The sequence below is a fragment of the Ruegeria sp. BF6 genome (assembly GCF_056538665.1).
On the sequence record NZ_JBQFTN010000001.1, the window covers coordinates 1,462,561 to 1,478,015 of the forward strand.

The following is a 15,455-nucleotide window of genomic DNA, read 5'->3' on the forward strand; positions in this document are numbered from 1 at the left end:
CGCTTCAGGTCCGCATATCTCGCCTGCGGGGCAGCAGATGTCACGGGGAAATCGCGTGGCTCAGTGGACGGCCACCGGCGAAAAGTCATGTTCGCGCGCCAGAACAAAAGCCAGCTTGCGGTCGGCGACCAGTGCCAGTTGCTGACCGTCGGAATCGTGAACGGCATAAAGCTGATCCAGATCGCCCGCCTGCTCGCGCACTTCCCGAGGCAGATCAGCGACGTCGACAGCTTTCACATAGACGATCCGGTCGCCCTCGGTGTTCAGCTCAATCGGTGTATTCATTGCTCTTACCCCTTTCTTATGTTGATCGTTTGCACCACGGTTTCCGGCACGGCGCGGGTCAGGTCCACATGCAGCAGACCGTTCTCCATGATCGCCTCGCCCACCTCAACACCGTCGGCCAGCACGAACATGCGCTGGAATTGACGCGCCGCGATGCCACGGTGCAGGAAAATACGCCCCTCGCTGTCGTCGTGTTGACGGCCCCGGATCACCAATTGGCGATCCTCGATGGTGATCGACAGATCCTCCTCCGCAAAACCGGCCACCGCCAGGGTGATGCGGTACGAAAAATCCGAAGTCTGCTCGATGTTGTAGGGCGGGTACCCTTCGTTGCCAGCCTTTGCAGACCGTTCCAGAAGACGTTCCAGCTGCTCGAACCCCAAAAGATGCGGGTATGAGCCAAGAGTAAGTTTCGACACGTATTTTCGTCCTTTATTGTCAAAGCGACGTGTGGTGCGGCCCCGTTCTGGCAACCGCGTAGAATAGAATATGGGAATATGCAGGGATGTCCACAAGGTCTGGCCGGATAAAGCCTGACACACTATCTTGTGTTTCAAGCACCACAAAAGGCACTGAGTCGCTCATGAACGCGCCCACCGATCTTTCGATGAAAACAGACGAGGTTTTGCGGGTTGAACTGGAGGTTTTCCGCCGTCAGCACCGTGATCTGGACGAAGCAATCGAAGCGCTGCAAGCCACCGGCACAGCCGATCAACTGACGATCAAGCGGCTGAAAAAGCAGAAACTGCGGCTGAAGGACATCATTCGTCTGATCGAAGACCGTTTGACCCCTGACATCATCGCCTGACGCATTGCCACGATTTTGGATTTGGCTATAGTGCGCGCTCTTTCGGAAGGCAGGGAAACAAGCGGATGAGCGACGTCAAAGTGGGGATCATCATGGGCAGCCAGTCGGACTGGCCCACGATGAAAGAAGCCGCAGACATTCTGGATGAGCTGGGCATCGCATATGAAAAACGCATCGTTTCGGCACACCGTACTCCTGACCGGTTGTGGGACTATGGCAAGACCGCCGTTTCACGCGGCCTGCATGTGATCATTGCCGGGGCCGGAGGGGCCGCACATCTGCCGGGCATGATGGCCTCGAAAACGCGGGTGCCGGTGATTGGTGTACCAGTACAGACGCGCGCGCTGTCGGGCGTCGATTCACTGTATTCCATCGTGCAGATGCCCAAGGGTTTTCCGGTGGCAACAATGGCGATCGGATCGGCTGGCGGTGCAAATGCGGGCCTGATGGCCGCCGGCATACTTGCGTTGCAGGACGACGCGCTGGCACAGCGGCTGGACGCGTGGCGTGAGGCGTTGTCGGCCTCGATCCCCGAGGAGCCACAAGGATGAGCCGGATCGGGTTTATCGGAACCGGACATATTGCGGCTCCGATGGTTCGGTTTCTGGCTTCGAAAGGGCATTCCATAGCCGTCACTGAACGCAACACCGACGTTTCGGCGGCCCTTAAGGCCGAACTGGATGTGACGGTCACCGATGCCCAATCCGTTATCGATATCTCGGACATCGTGTTTCTGTGCCTTCGTCCGCAGATTGCGCCTGGCATTCTTGAAACCCTGAGGTTTCGCGCCGACCAGCAAATCGTATCGGTCATGGCTGCGGTATCGGCGCAGCAACTGGCGCAACTTTGCGCCCCGGCCTCGGATTTCGTGCAGACGATCCCTTTGGGCTTCCTGCTGCAGGGCGGGTGCCCGTTGGCAGCTTTTGGAAATGACACTCTGCTGGCCGATTTGTTCCAACCGGAAAACCCGGTCGTCGCAGTCTCGGACGAGGCGGCGCTGAATGCGCATTTCGCAATTTGCGCGATGGTCCCCGGAATGCTTGACCTGATAGCAACAGGTGCGGCGTGGCTGACCGAACAAACCGGCGACGCCGATGCTGCCGAATTCTACACAACACAATTGCTGTCAGGGTTCCTGTCCACGATGGAGACGGGTAAGTCGGGGCGACTGGCCACAGAGCGCGACGCCCTTGCGACCGAAGGAACGCTGAGCCTGCAGATGACGGATGGATTGCAGTCCGGTCGCGCCCATGATGTGTTGCGCGCGACCCTGGCGGCGATTGGATCACGGTTGGAGACGAAAGAATGACCGACACACTACAACCCGGTGCGAAGATCGGTATCCTGGGCGGAGGTCAGTTGGGCCGGATGTTGTCCGTGGCAGCAGCTCGTCTGGGATTTGTGACCCATATCTTTGAGCCCGGCACCAACCCGCCCGCCGGGCAGGTGGCCGACCGGGTGACAACCGCTGCCTATGACGACGCGGACGCCTTGCGCGCCTTTGCCGAGTCGGTCGACGTCATCACCTATGAGTTTGAGAACATCCCGACCGAGGCGCTGGACCTGCTGGAATCCCACCGCCCGATCCGCCCGGGGCGAGAGGCGCTGCGGGTCAGTCAGGACCGGCTGACCGAGAAGAGCTTTCTGCAGGGGCTGGGTCTGCAAACAGCACCCTTTGCCGACATCACCGATCTGGACAGTCTGAACGCGGCGATCGCTCAGATCGGCACGCCCGCTATCCTGAAAACCCGCCGCTTTGGCTATGACGGCAAGGGACAGGCGCGGTTGCGTGCGCCTGAAGACGCCGAAGCCGCCCTGGCCGATATGGCTGGCGCGCCGTCGATCCTTGAAGGGTTCGTAGAGTTCAGCCACGAGATTTCGATCATCGCAGCCCGTGGTATGGACGGACAGGTCGCCTGTTTCGACCCCGGCGAGAACGTGCACCGCGATGGTATCCTGCACACTACGACGGTCCCTGCTCGCCTGCGCCCCGCACAGCGTACGGATGCGGTGCTGTTGGCCGCCAATATCCTCAACGCGCTGGATTACGTGGGTGTCATGGGGGTTGAGCTGTTCGTCACACCCGCAGGGTTGATCGTGAATGAGATCGCGCCGCGTGTACACAACTCGGGTCACTGGACACAGAACGGTTGTGCTGTGGATCAGTTCGAACAGCATATCCGTGCGGTGGCCGGATGGCCTCTGGGTGACGGGCAACGGCATTCGGATGTGGTCATGGAGAACCTTATCGGCGACGATATGAACCGGGTGCCCGAATTGGCGCGGGAGCGCGACGTGGCTCTGCATCTTTATGGCAAAGCCGAGGTCAAGGCCGGTCGCAAAATGGGTCATTTCAACCGTATCGCACGGTAACTAGCCCACGAAACGCGCCGCGATATCACCTGCCATGTAACTCACCCGCCCCGCTGCCAACGTGGCGGCCACCCTGTAGGTAATAGCATCCAAAATGACCAGATCGGCGCGCTGGCCCGATATCAGCGTGCCCCGGTCATGCAATCCCAACACACGTGCAGGTCCCGAGGACACCAGCGCCCAAGCCCCTGCCATGTCGACCAACCCGGACTTAGCCAGCATCAGCGCCGCCCGTCTGGGGCTGGGGTAATGATAGTCTGAGGCCAGCGCGTCGCAATACCCCATCGTGATAAGGTCCAGCGCGCTGACGTTGCCCTTGTGCGAGCTCCCGCGTACTACATTGGGCGAACCTAAGATGATGTAGTCTCCAGCGGCACGGGCGGCCTCGGCGGCCGCAAGCGTTTCTGGGAATTCGGCAATCCGTGCCCCCCGGGCGCGCCAGTCAGCGCGGGATTGCGCGGTGGCATCGTCATGGCTGCCCATGCGCACGCCCTGCTTGGCGAGAATCGCACACAGCGCGTCCAGCGCCGCAGGTACCTCGGACCGACGGTCATGCATAGAAAGCAACAACTCGAAATGTTTCTCCGGGTTGCGCCCGGCTTTGAGCGCCTGCCCGGTCAGGCGCGGCGGCTTGCGTCGCTCGGCCAGACGGTCATGCGGCAGGTGGTCGTTGAACACCACATAGGGCACCTGCCACTCGGCAATACGTTGGGGCAAGCCCGCATAGTCGTCCAGCATATGCGTCTCAAACCGCAGTTGAGGCATCAGGTCAGTCACGACGCGATCCTTGACGGCGGCAATGGCGTCAAAAACCTGCCCCGCAAACTCGGGACCTCGCACGCCGCCCTCCCAACTGTGGAATTGGGCAAGAACAGCGGTAGTGATACCGTTGGCGGCCAGTTCAGCCTCGACCGAGAGGATGCCCTCGTCCATTTGCTTCATCGCCCCGCGCCGCGGCGCGATATGGCGCTCGAACCCATCTCCGTGCAGATCGATGATACCGGGCAGCACGAGGTAGCCGGACAGGTCGATCACCTGCCCAGTGAGGCCCGGCTGAATGACGCCCTCCGCCATGGCCAAGTCGGAGGGTACAAGGCCCTGTTCCGGTAACAGTACCTCTGCGCCGGTCAGCGTCAGGTTCAAGGCGGTCATTGCGATGGCTCCGAAGCGGGTTCCGAGCAATCCTGCCCGATGCAGATTTCGTCGATGACATCCAGCACCCCGTCCAGCCAGGTGATCTGGGGATCAAACTGCCCGAATTCGATGAAATGCAGCACCTGCGCCATGACCCGCGGATTGTTCATCATAAACGTATGGGTCACCGGCAGGACGATATGATCTTTCATCCCTTCGACCTTCGTCGTCTCGACCGACACCTTGCCGTCATCCCTGCCGTCGATCATTGACGAAAACACCGGATTCAAAGAGTTTTCTCCCGCGATTACGCCCAGTTCAAAATCCACCGGCGGCAACTGGCGTGGTACGCCTTCAGGGCCGGTGCCCAGCGCCAGCCCGGCCGGACCATGCAACATGCCGAACACCTCCCAGGCGCCCAATTCATCGACCAGTTGGCTGCCTTGATTGGGCGGGCCAAGCATGACCACGCGACCCAAGTTTTCGGGATGGTGATCCTGAAGCCAATAACGCAACAGAATGCCGCCCATCGAATGCGCGACGACATTCGCCGTGTCGTCTCCGCAGGCCGCAAAAGCATCCGGCAAAGTCTGGTCAGCCAGTTCCGGGATCGGCAGATCGGTAGAGGGATAGCCGGGGCGCACCACGGTGTACCCGTGCGCCTGAAAAAGTTGTTCCATAACGGTGAACGACGCCTCGGTCCGTGCAAGCCCGTGCAGCAGCACCACGCATTTCGCCTGGGCCACGGCCGGAACAAGAAACAAAAGCAGGGCGGTCAGATACCTCATAGCGGCCAGATAAGCCTTAAGCGCGGGTGATGAAACCCCTAGCGCGGTTTCAGGCGCAGGACGGCCAGCGTAATGCCGCCCAGAACCAGCAATGCCCCTAATAACAAGCGCCAGCTGGCGACCTCACCCAGTAAAAGGACGCCGCCAAGAATGGCGATGATAGGAACGCTCAGTTGTACCACCGCCGCCGTGGTGGGTGCCAGTTGCGGCAAGACGCGATACCAAAGCGCATAGCCCATCCCCGACGTGACGCCGCCGGAAACGGCTGCCAGCAGATAGCCCAAACCGGTCACCCGCCATTCTGCTCCGTTGGCCAAAAGCGCCAGTGCCGTGACCGGCAGCGCGACGACGAAATTGGCCGCCGTACCGGCCAAGGCGTCCGGTTCAGACCGCCCAACCAGCGAATAAACTGCCCAGCCCACGCCCGCGACCGTCATCAGCATCGCGCCCGCAAGGTCGACCTGTACCGCGCCGGTCGGCCAGAGCACATAGGCCAACCCTGTCAGTGCAATCACGGCACCGGCTATCTGACGGTGGGTTGGCGCGCTGCCCATCGCAGAGGTCACCGCAAACATTGTGATCTGCACCACGCCGAACAGAATCAACGCCCCCAGCCCGGCGTCCAGCGTCAGGTAGGCAAGCGAGAACCCGATCATGTAGAGCGACAGAGCCCCTGCCCCCGCGATCCGGCGCCGGTTGCGTAGGGGCAGGTGCCCTGCCCTGAGCCAGACCAGAGCGACCAGCACCACAGCCCCAGCCACGACCCGCACAACCGCGAACCCGGCGGGATCGCTGGCACCGCTGTCGATTGCCAGACGGTTCAGGATCGAGTTCGCCGCAAAAGCGCACATGGTCAGAGCGGTGAGCAGAAACAGACGCATATCAATCGCATAGCCGTTCCTCGGCGACTTGGACATCCACATTCCTGCGCGGCGCGTAAAAAAAACGGGGCCGCCCAAAGGCGACCCCGTTCCTAAGCACTATGGCCTAAGCAGCTTACATCATGCCGCCCATGCCGCCCATGTCGGGCATGCCGCCAGCGGCAGGTGCGTCTTTCTGCGGCTTGTCGGCAACCATCGCTTCGGTGGTGACCAGCAGACCAGCAACCGATGCCGCATCTTCCAGAGCGGTACGGACAACTTTTGCCGGATCGATGACTCCGAACGAGAACATGTCGCCATATTCTTCGGTCTGCGCGTTGAAGCCGAAGGCTGCGTCAGAAGATTCACGGACTTTGCCCGCAACAACCGCACCGTCGACACCTGCGTTTTCAGCGATCTGGCGCAGCGGTGCTTCGATTGCCTTGCGAACGATGTTGATGCCTGCGTTCTGGTCAGCGTTTGCACCTTCCAGAGTTTCCAGTGCTTTACCGGCCTGAACCAGAGCAACACCACCGCCGACAACAACGCCTTCCTGAACAGCAGCGCGTGTTGCGTTCAGAGCATCGTCCACACGGTCCTTACGCTCTTTCACTTCAACTTCGGTCATGCCGCCGACGCGGATAACAGCAACACCGCCTGCCAGTTTGGCAACGCGCTCTTGCAGCTTCTCACGGTCGTAGTCCGACGAGGTTTCTTCGATCTGAGTGCGGATCTGAGCAACACGTGCTTCGATCTCGGCTTTCTCGCCAGCACCGTCGACAATGGTGGTTTCGTCTTTGGTGATTTCGATTTTCTTGGCGGTGCCCAGCATGTCCATGGTGACGGACTCGAGCTTCATGCCCAGATCTTCGCTGATGACCTGACCACCGGTCAGGATTGCGATGTCCTGCAGCATTGCTTTGCGGCGATCGCCGAAGCCCGGTGCTTTGACAGCAGCAATTTTCAGGCCGCCGCGCAGTTTGTTGACAACCAGAGTTGCCAGCGCTTCGCCTTCAACGTCCTCAGCGATGATCAGCAGCGGCTTTTGCGACTGGATCACCTGCTCGAGCAGCGGAACCATCGGCTGCAGCGAGGACAGTTTCTTTTCGTGCAGCAGGATCATGCAGTCGTCGAGCTCTGCGATCATCTTGTCTGCGTTGGTGACGAAATACGGCGACAGGTAGCCACGGTCGAACTGCATACCTTCGACAACGTCGGTCTCGGTTTCCAGACCTTTGTTTTCTTCGACGGTGATGACGCCTTCGTTGCCAACCTTCTGCATCGCGTCTGCGATCTGCTGGCCGATTTCGGCTTCGCCGTTGGCCGAAATGGTTCCAACCTGAGCAACTTCTGCCGAGTCTTTCACTTCGCGCGAGGCGTTTTTGATGCCTTCAACAACCTTGGCGGTTGCCAGATCGATGCCGCGCTTCAGATCCATCGGGTTCAGGCCAGCAGCAACCTGCTTCAGACCTTCGCGAACGATTGCCTGTGCCAGAACCGTTGCGGTGGTGGTGCCGTCGCCTGCTTCGTCATTGGTGCGGCTGGCGACTTCTTTCACCATCTGCGCGCCCATGTTTTCGAACTTGTCTTCCAGTTCGATTTCCTTGGCAACCGAAACACCGTCTTTGGTGATGCGCGGTGCGCCGAAGGATTTGTCCAGAACCACGTTGCGGCCTTTGGGGCCCAGGGTCACTTTAACAGCATCGGCCAGGATGTTCACACCTGCCAGCATGCGGTTACGGGCATCGGTGTCGAACTTGACGTCCTTTGCAGCCATGTCGTTTCTCCTTGAGAAATGTGTTGGAAATGAAGATCAGAGAAGCGCGCGGCTTACTCGATGATCCCCATGATGTCGCTTTCTTTCATCATCAGCAGCTCTTCGCCGTTGACCTGAACCTCGGTGCCTGACCATTTGCCGAACAGGATCTTGTCGCCAGCTTTAACAGCCATTGCGATCAGCTCGCCGCTGTCCTTACGTGCGCCTTCGCCGGTTGCGACGACTTCGCCTTCGCTGGGCTTTTCTTTTGCGCTGTCGGGAATGATCAGGCCGCCTGCGGTTTTCTCTTCGCTTTCGGTACGGCGAACCAGCACGCGGTCATGAAGCGGTTTCAATGCCATCTTTGCAGCTCCTTGGGCTCAAAGTTTATTATCCTCCCCTCGCCGACTGGCGAGGCGTTAGCACTCAAGGGTAGAGAGTGATAACGACGCATAGCTAGGGGGTCCAAATCCTCGAGTCAACAAGCTGTGATGGATTTTTTTGGCAATTCGCTTCAGTCAGTGCTTTCCCAGCTATAGGCCCAATGTTTCAGCCCGTCACTGCCAGCCTCTGACAGGGCGTAAATGCCCTTATCGATCTTGTCAAACCAGCCATAATGGTTTTCCCGCATCAGACGTGTGGCGGTGGGCACTCCGGTCGCCTTTGCCACCTCGGCCCCCTTGGTGGCACCGCATTCGGCCAGATGAGCCGCGCATTTCAAAGCGTCCTGGCGGTAGGCCGTGACAATCCCGTGCCGGGTCGCTCCACCCGAATTGGGGTCGCCTTCCAGCCGGTCGAATTCACGCAGCAAGCGCGCGGCCTTGACCTTGTTCTTGCGCGGCGCAAAGGGGCCGGGGTCACATTGCACCTCTACCACGCCATCGGCCCGCACGGTGATCAGCCCCAGACCCAAACGGCGACACAGGGCAAGGTTGTCCTTCAACGCCCTCCGGGCCGTGCGCCCTTTAGGTTTGCAAACCCCGATATAAACTTGGTCGGTCACTTTCATCCGCGTGATCGCCTGATGAAACAACGCCAGAGTAAACCGCAGTTTGAGCTCCACGATCACAGGCGCATCGCCACCCCGCACAGCGACGATGTCAGCCGCGCCAACTTCACCTTTGACGGTATAGCCCTGACGCTCCAGCAGCGCCTTGATGGGCGGATAGAGATCCTGCTCGCGGTCCATGACCACATGCTAGGCGAATTGCCACAGAATGCCAGAGGTCGCGTGCAAACCCCTGTTCCGCCTTGCACAATGCCGGGCATCGGGTCAATCTCGGCACCAACTGACACAACCGGGATGATACGAATGCGCCTGTTCCTGTTTCTGACCTGCTTACTGCTGCCCGTCACGGTTCAGGCCGCTTGCGACGGGCGTGATCTGACGGCAGATCTGACACCCGCGGCCCGGGCGGAACTGAAACAGGCCCTTAAAGGTGTCCCCTATCCCGAAGGCAACCACTGGATCGCAACCAAGGGCGACACGATACTGCATCTGATCGGAACCATGCACCTCAATGATCCGCGCATGGACGCGATTGTAGAACGCCTGACGCCGACACTCAGCAAAGCCGATGCTTTCTATTTCGAAGTCACCCAAGACGAAATGAAAGCGTGGGAGCAGAAACTTGCCACCGACCCGAGCGCGATCATGATCACGTCCGGCCCTACCCTGATTGACCTCCTGCCCGAAGAAGATTGGACCACCCTGTCCGCAAACCTGGCCGAACGGGGAATACCGGGCTGGGTGGGTGCGAAAATGCGGCCCTGGTTCCTAAGCATGATGCTGAGCATCCCGCCTTGCATGATCGAGGATCCGGATGCCAATCACGGCATGGATGCCCGCCTGAACGCTCTGGCCGAAGACCGGGGCATCCCGCAGCATTCGCTGGAGCGGATCGAGGACCTGATGGCCATGTTTGACATCCACCCCATCGAAAAACAGGCTCAATCGCTTGCCAGAATGGCCGGTGCCTTCGAAAACAGCGAAGATCAGATGGCGACCATGACCAACGCCTATATCGACGAACAGCACGCACAGGCACTGCAACTGGCCCGCATCATGGGGCGCGACTTTTCAGGCCTTTCGCCCGAAGTGTTCGACGAGGAATGGAGCGACTTCGAACAGCAACTTCTTGTCGAACGCAACAACAACTGGATGAAACCAATTCTGAACATTCAGGTTCGGACAGCAGTGATAGCGGTAGGTGCAGGACACCTGAGTGACACACATGGTTTGCTGAACCAGTTGCAACAGGCCGGATACACCCTGACCCGCGCGCCATTTTGACCTGACACCAGCGAAAGTCAGACCAACCGTCGCAGCGTAAACTCTGCCGGGTGACAAGCCTGGCGGAGCGCCCTATAAGGCGCGCAAAATTATCATCCTCAGGACGCTGACATGACAACTCTTGTATTTGGCCATAAATCCCCCGACACCGATTCCACAGGCTCGCCGATCCTGTGGTCGTGGTACCTGAACGAAGTCAAAGGCGAACAAGCCGAGCCCGTTCTGCTGGGCGAACCAAACACCGAAGCCGCCTTCATGCTGCAACGCTGGGACCTGCCCAAGCCGCGCATCATCGATGACGTCAAAGCAGACGCGCCGGTTGTCATTGTCGACACCAACAACCCGGCAGAACTGCCCGCCAGCATCAACAGCGCAGATATCCAAGCCATCATAGACCACCACAAGCTGGTCGGCGGTCTGGAAACCAAAGGGCCGATCGACATTACCGTGCGCCCTCTGGCCTGCACCGCCACCATCATGGTCGACCTGATGGGCGACGACGCGGCCAAGATGCCCGACGCCATCAAGGGAGCAGCGCTAACCTGCATCCTGTCGGATACGTTGGAATTCCGTTCACCCACCACCACTGCGCACGACCGCGCAGTGGCCGAGAAACTGGCGGCTGATCTGGGTCTGGACGTGTCTGCCTATGCCGCCGACATGTTTGCCGCAAAATCGGATGTATCGTCTTTCTCGGACGCCGAACTGATCCGCATGGACAGCAAGGAATACGAGGTCGACGGCACCAAGTTCCGTGTCTCGGTTCTGGAAACCACGGCGCCGGGCGTCGTGCTGGATCGCAAGGCCAGCCTGGCCGACTCGATGGTAAATGTCGCGACGGAAGACGGTGTTGACCAAGTTCTGCTTTTCGTGGTCGACATCCTGAACGAAGAAGCCACCCTGCTGGTGCCGAACGATCTGGTCAAAGGCGTGGCCGAAAAGAGCTTTGGCGCATCGGTCGATGGCGACGCCGTTGTTCTGCCCGGCATCATGAGCCGCAAAAAGCAGATCATTCCGAACCTCAAGGTCTGAGACACCCGCACCATAAGTAACTCATTTAGGGCGCCCTTTTCGGCGCCCTAATTTATTCAACGTAGGTCTCGGTCTCGGAGGTATCGGCGGGCATATGAAATATGGTCCCATCCCTGCGATAGATGATCAATTTATGGTTCTTGGCCAATTCCTGCTTGCTGATAGGGTGCCACTTGCTGCTTTCTTCCGTGATTTCGCGGCTGAAATACTGGATGCACAGCCGGGTGACCCCGACCCACAGTGTATCTCCGGGACATTCGCCACCTTCCGGTCGCTCACTGGTCTCTGCTGCGAACTCAAAGCAAGTTTCAAACATCAGATAACCGCGGCACCTTTGCGCTGCATAGTAGTATACCTGATAGGTGAAAACGAAAGCCCGTTCGGTATTGGCAAAAAACAGAATTTCATTTCTCTGTTTCTCATTTCGGTCCAGCCAATACAAAGGAGAGAACAATTCAAACGCCGTTGCGCCCACAAACCTGCGTTCGCCCATGATTTCCATATATCGAAACGGCTCGTGTTTTGCAGAAGCCCAATCACGTATGGGTGGGTTGAATTCGCCATCATGATACATGAAGTCCTCCTCTCCGAAGATTGCTTTCGCAAAAATCAGGTTTAGACCGCGATGGCCGGTGTTTTTCACCACCGATGTAACCTTGACCGGCAACATACCACCGCTTTCGGCTACATCGCCTACAGTGGCCGAGACATCCACCTCGAGCACGTAATTCTTCCCTGCCTCTAGCAAACCAAACTGCAAAACAGCCCAAAGTCCTGCCAGGGTTATTGCAACAATCTGGAACCATCGGAAAAAAGTCTCTGCAAAGCCGCTTCCCTTGCCCACTTCAACCATGGCACCTCCAAAAAACTAAATGAATGACGAGCAATAATGTACCATGAATCCGGCTTACTGACGATTTGCATAAAGAGGTCGCGTACCCTGCGGGATGGTCATTCGCTGTTGGCTTTGGCATAGCTAGCGCAAACCTGCATTCTCATCCGAGGCCAATATGACCCAGATCATCCACGCCCTGTCCGACGTCTCCGATCGCTATAAAGCTTTGTTCGTTGACCTTTGGGGCTGCGTTCACAACGGCATCACCGCTTTCCCCGAGGCCGTGGCCGCCTTGCAGGCATACCGCTCAAAGGGTGGGATCGTGGTGCTGGTCACGAACTCTCCGAAACCGCGCGCGGGCGTGGCCGTGCAACTGGAGCAATTCAACGTGCCCGCTGATGCCTATGACACCATCGCCACCAGTGGCGACTCGGCGCGCTCGGCGATGTTTCGGGGTGCGGTGGGCGAAAAGGTCTATTTCATGGGGGAATGGCAACGTGATGCGGGGTTCTTTGAACCGTTGAAATTGCTACACCACCCCATTCACATCGAGCGTGTCCCGCTGGACGAAGCTGAAGGCATCGTTTGCTGTGGCCCCTTCGATCCGATGGCGGACCCGTCAGTGAACCGTCCGGATTTCCTCTATGCCAAGCAAAAGGGCATGAAGCTGCTCTGTGCCAACCCCGATATCGTGGTCGATCGGGGCGAGGTGCGCGAATGGTGCGCCGGAGCGCTGGCAAGGCTTTATACCGAGATGGGGGGTGAAAGCCTCTATTTCGGCAAGCCGCATCCGCCAATCTACGACCTGGCCCGACGCCGGTTGCAGGAACTGGGTCACGATGTCCCCGACGGCGACATTTTGGTGATCGGAGACGGCCCCCACACAGACATTCTGGGTGGCATGGGTGAAGGGATTGATTCTCTGTTCATTTCGGGCGGCTTGGCCGCGGCTGAAACAAAAACGTCGCACCATCCACACGAAGAATCCCTAACTGATTATATCGCAAGGGAAAACATCAATCCCACCTTCACAATCGGTCGTTTGAGATAGTCAGAAAAGACTTGATTTTCTGCGACTGCGAAGTAATAAAGTTGCCGAACTGGGGTGACTTTGGTTGTTTTGTTGCCCTGAAGAATCAAGTGAGGGCGACATGTTGGACAATCTTCCGCGCGGCACGATCTGTATCGAAGACATCGAAATGGGCATGACCCGTCACTTGCGCAAAGTAGTGACGGACGAAGACATCGAGATGTTCGCGCAGGTTTCCACTGACCGGAATCCGGTGCATCTGGATGACGATTACGCCCGCGACACGATCTTTGAGGGCCGCATCGCGCACGGGATGCTGACCGCTGGTCTGATCTCGGCCGTGATTGGGGAACAGCTGCCCGGACATGGCACAGTGTACATGGGCCAGTCGCTGAAATTCCTGGCCCCTGTCCGCCCCGGCGACATGGTCTACGCCGAGGTCAAAGTGATCGACATCGACTTTTCCAAGCGTCGGGTCAAACTGGATTGCCACTGCTCGGTCGACGGCAAGAAAGTTCTGATCGGTGAAGCCATGGTGCTGGCCCCGTCACGTAAGTTCGACTGATTGCGGCACCATCACATGTAAAAGGCGCCCAACAGGCGCCTTTTTTGTCATTAGGTTCAAGCGTCGAAGCGCGCAAAGTCGTCAGGATTGGCGGGCTCGCTTGCGCCCCTTCAATGCACCGGATTCCAGAATGATCTCTGATACCACGTGTTCGCGCCTGTACGCCATCACATGGACCCCTGAAACCCCGGCAATATCCCGGATTTGCTGGATTAGTTCGATGCAGATCTTTTTCCCCTCATCACCAGGTTTCTCAGCCTTTTCCATCCGCTCGATGACCTGATCCGGGATATGGATGCCGGGCACATTGCTGCGCATCCAGCGTGCCGCGCGCGCCGATGCGATGGGTCCGACGCCGGCAATTATGAAAACTTTCTTGTCCAGCCCTGCATCCCGAACCCGCGCCATGAACCTCTCAAATAGCGGAATATCGTAGATGTAGTTGGTCTGAATGTACTCAGCCCCGGCGTCTACCTTCTTTGCCAAACGATCCGGACGCCAGTCAAAGGGAGGTATGCAAGGATTTTCCGCCGCTCCCAGAAATAGTTGAGGGGGGCGTGTGATTTTGCGGCCAGAGAGAAACTTTCCCTGATCGCGCATGGTGCGGATTGTGCGCAATAAGGTCAGAGAGTCAAAATCGAAGACCGGTTTTGCACCCGGCTGATCTCCGACGCCGACACCGTCACCGGTCAGACAAAGCACGTTGCTTACCCCCAATGCAGCGGCTCCTAAAACATCGCCCTGAATGGCGATCCGGTTCCGGTCCCTGCAGGAAATCTGATAGACCGGAGAGTACCCCGCACGCGTCAGCAATGCGCAGATTCCAATTGAAGACATGTGGCAATTGGCACCCGAAGCATCGGTTGCATTGATCGCGTCAGCTACTTCGCCAAGCGGCTGAGCGGCCTGAAAAACATCCTCGGGATCGGCACTATCGGGCGGATTCAACTCTGCCGTCACTGCAAAACGGCCCGAGCGCAAAACCTTTTCCAGCCGGCTGTGCGACACATACCCATTGGGGACCGGAACATATCCGATTGGCTCGACCTCATTGCGATGTGCATCGATCATTTCCTAAGCTCCCGGTTCACCGCATTGGGTGGTTCGGCGGCCAACGGTGCCGCAGAGGGCTCATTTTCGCGCGCTTCCGGGAACGCCTGCGCCAGGGTCACCCGCGCGGCGTCACGGGCTTCGCGCTCCTGAGTCGCGATTTCCCGGCTAACTCGCAACCAGGATGACGATCCCCGCAACGTATGCTCCACCGGTGGAAGGACTTCTTTTATCTTGTCTCCTCCGTGACGCATACGGCTCGACCCATCCCAAGCCAACGCCCAGACGCATTTCATTTCGGGTTTTACCTCACAGAACTCGCCGGGGCGCACCCCCCCACAAGGACCATTGCGCAGCTGTTTTGGGCAATTCATCGGGCAGGACATGCCAGTGGATGACAACACGCATTGCCCGCACATCTTGCAGTCAAACAAAAGGGTTTTCACACCCTTCTCGACCAATGCAATTGGGCGTTCGACGCGGTTATAGCCGATTTTTGAAAATAGCGGGTCCATCGCGACCATGCCGCGTTCGACACATTTGTAAATCCACTCGAACGTGCGGGCATGGCGAATCGCGAAAAGTCGCAACCGATACATGGGTCTGCCTCCTGTGCTGGGCTCATCCAGAACCTGGCCGGGCCTCG

General features: G+C 58.4%; 19 protein-coding genes. 8 read left to right on the top strand and 11 right to left on the bottom strand.

Annotated features, from left to right (window positions below; all coding sequences use genetic code 11):
- Positions 1 to 60: 60 nt before the first annotated feature.
- Positions 61 to 285, bottom strand: a complete 225-nt coding sequence (locus ACR0IM_RS07410) for a DUF1150 family protein (RefSeq protein WP_170423088.1) — start codon at positions 283 to 285, stop codon at positions 61 to 63.
- Between the two features lie 5 nt (positions 286 to 290).
- Positions 291 to 704 carry an Hsp20 family protein gene (locus ACR0IM_RS07415; RefSeq protein ID WP_480590255.1) on the bottom strand — a complete coding sequence of 138 codons (414 nt, stop codon included), beginning with the start codon at positions 702 to 704 and terminating at the stop codon, positions 291 to 293.
- A 164-nt stretch (positions 705 to 868) separates the two neighbouring features.
- On the opposite strand from ACR0IM_RS07415, the gene ACR0IM_RS07420 reads away from it, so the two are divergent.
- From ACR0IM_RS07420 to ACR0IM_RS07435, 4 genes are all read left to right on the top strand, one after another.
- A complete protein-coding gene (locus ACR0IM_RS07420; protein WP_170325931.1) occupies positions 869 to 1,093 on the top strand; it encodes a YdcH family protein in 225 nt (74 codons plus the stop codon).
- Positions 1,094 to 1,158: 65 nt separating this feature from the next.
- A complete protein-coding gene (gene purE / locus ACR0IM_RS07425) occupies positions 1,159 to 1,644 on the top strand; it encodes a 5-(carboxyamino)imidazole ribonucleotide mutase (protein ID WP_170440806.1) in 486 nt (161 codons plus the stop codon).
- Complete coding sequence (locus tag ACR0IM_RS07430; protein ID WP_480681333.1) at positions 1,641 to 2,402, top strand: NAD(P)-binding domain-containing protein; 762 nt, start codon at positions 1,641 to 1,643, stop codon at positions 2,400 to 2,402. The genes purE and ACR0IM_RS07430 overlap by 4 nt, the downstream gene beginning before the upstream one ends.
- Positions 2,399 to 3,466, top strand: coding sequence for a 5-(carboxyamino)imidazole ribonucleotide synthase (locus ACR0IM_RS07435; RefSeq protein WP_480681335.1), 1,068 nt, complete (start codon positions 2,399 to 2,401; stop codon positions 3,464 to 3,466). Before ACR0IM_RS07430 ends, ACR0IM_RS07435 begins: the two co-directional genes overlap by 4 nt.
- Here ACR0IM_RS07435 and ACR0IM_RS07440 read toward each other — a convergent pair whose 3' ends face one another.
- From ACR0IM_RS07440 to ACR0IM_RS07465, 6 genes are all read right to left on the bottom strand, one after another.
- Positions 3,467 to 4,618, bottom strand: a complete 1,152-nt coding sequence (locus ACR0IM_RS07440) for an alpha-D-ribose 1-methylphosphonate 5-triphosphate diphosphatase (RefSeq protein WP_480681337.1) — start codon at positions 4,616 to 4,618, stop codon at positions 3,467 to 3,469.
- A complete protein-coding gene (locus ACR0IM_RS07445) occupies positions 4,615 to 5,388 on the bottom strand; it encodes an esterase/lipase family protein (protein WP_480681338.1) in 774 nt (257 codons plus the stop codon). The genes ACR0IM_RS07440 and ACR0IM_RS07445 overlap by 4 nt, the downstream gene beginning before the upstream one ends.
- A 38-nt stretch (positions 5,389 to 5,426) precedes the next feature.
- A complete protein-coding gene (locus tag ACR0IM_RS07450; protein ID WP_480681449.1) occupies positions 5,427 to 6,269 on the bottom strand; it encodes a DMT family transporter in 843 nt (280 codons plus the stop codon).
- A 115-nt stretch (positions 6,270 to 6,384) separates the two neighbouring features.
- Entirely contained in the window at positions 6,385 to 8,025 is a 1,641-nt protein-coding gene (gene groL, locus ACR0IM_RS07455) for a chaperonin GroEL (protein ID WP_480641042.1), read from the bottom strand.
- Between the two features lie 53 nt (positions 8,026 to 8,078).
- Complete coding sequence (gene groES, locus ACR0IM_RS07460) at positions 8,079 to 8,366, bottom strand: co-chaperone GroES (RefSeq protein WP_039523824.1); 288 nt, start codon at positions 8,364 to 8,366, stop codon at positions 8,079 to 8,081.
- Positions 8,367 to 8,518: 152 nt separating this feature from the next.
- Positions 8,519 to 9,193 (bottom strand): DUF2161 domain-containing phosphodiesterase, encoded by a 675-nt coding sequence (locus ACR0IM_RS07465; protein ID WP_480681340.1) that lies wholly within the window; start codon positions 9,191 to 9,193, stop codon positions 8,519 to 8,521.
- A 123-nt stretch (positions 9,194 to 9,316) separates the two neighbouring features.
- Between ACR0IM_RS07465 and ACR0IM_RS07470 the strand changes: the two genes are divergently transcribed.
- Together ACR0IM_RS07470 and ACR0IM_RS07475 are read left to right on the top strand one after the other, a co-directional pair.
- Positions 9,317 to 10,297 carry a TraB/GumN family protein gene (locus tag ACR0IM_RS07470; RefSeq protein WP_480681341.1) on the top strand — a complete coding sequence of 327 codons (981 nt, stop codon included), beginning with the start codon at positions 9,317 to 9,319 and terminating at the stop codon, positions 10,295 to 10,297.
- A gap of 111 nt (positions 10,298 to 10,408) precedes the next feature.
- Positions 10,409 to 11,329, top strand: coding sequence for a manganese-dependent inorganic pyrophosphatase (locus tag ACR0IM_RS07475; RefSeq protein WP_480681342.1), 921 nt, complete (start codon positions 10,409 to 10,411; stop codon positions 11,327 to 11,329).
- A gap of 52 nt (positions 11,330 to 11,381) precedes the next feature.
- On the opposite strand, the gene ACR0IM_RS07480 is transcribed toward ACR0IM_RS07475, so the two are convergent.
- Positions 11,382 to 12,182, bottom strand: a complete 801-nt coding sequence (locus ACR0IM_RS07480; protein WP_480681343.1) for a hypothetical protein — start codon at positions 12,180 to 12,182, stop codon at positions 11,382 to 11,384.
- Positions 12,183 to 12,339: 157 nt separating this feature from the next.
- Between ACR0IM_RS07480 and ACR0IM_RS07485 the strand changes: the two genes are divergently transcribed.
- Together ACR0IM_RS07485 and ACR0IM_RS07490 are read left to right on the top strand one after the other, a co-directional pair.
- Complete coding sequence (locus ACR0IM_RS07485; protein ID WP_480681344.1) at positions 12,340 to 13,215, top strand: HAD family hydrolase; 876 nt, start codon at positions 12,340 to 12,342, stop codon at positions 13,213 to 13,215.
- 100 nt (positions 13,216 to 13,315) lie between these two features.
- A complete protein-coding gene (locus ACR0IM_RS07490) occupies positions 13,316 to 13,759 on the top strand; it encodes a MaoC family dehydratase (protein ID WP_170325944.1) in 444 nt (147 codons plus the stop codon).
- Between the two features lie 81 nt (positions 13,760 to 13,840).
- Here the strand turns inward: ACR0IM_RS07490 and ACR0IM_RS07495 are convergent, their stop codons facing one another.
- Together ACR0IM_RS07495 and ACR0IM_RS07500 are read right to left on the bottom strand one after the other, a co-directional pair.
- Positions 13,841 to 14,830, bottom strand: a complete 990-nt coding sequence (locus ACR0IM_RS07495) for a methylenetetrahydrofolate reductase (RefSeq protein ID WP_480590274.1) — start codon at positions 14,828 to 14,830, stop codon at positions 13,841 to 13,843.
- Positions 14,827 to 15,408: a methylenetetrahydrofolate reductase C-terminal domain-containing protein gene (locus ACR0IM_RS07500; protein WP_480641048.1), complete on the bottom strand. Its 582-nt coding sequence runs from the start codon at positions 15,406 to 15,408 to the stop codon at positions 14,827 to 14,829. Before ACR0IM_RS07500 ends, ACR0IM_RS07495 begins: the two co-directional genes overlap by 4 nt.
- Between the last annotated feature and the right edge of the window lie 47 nt (positions 15,409 to 15,455).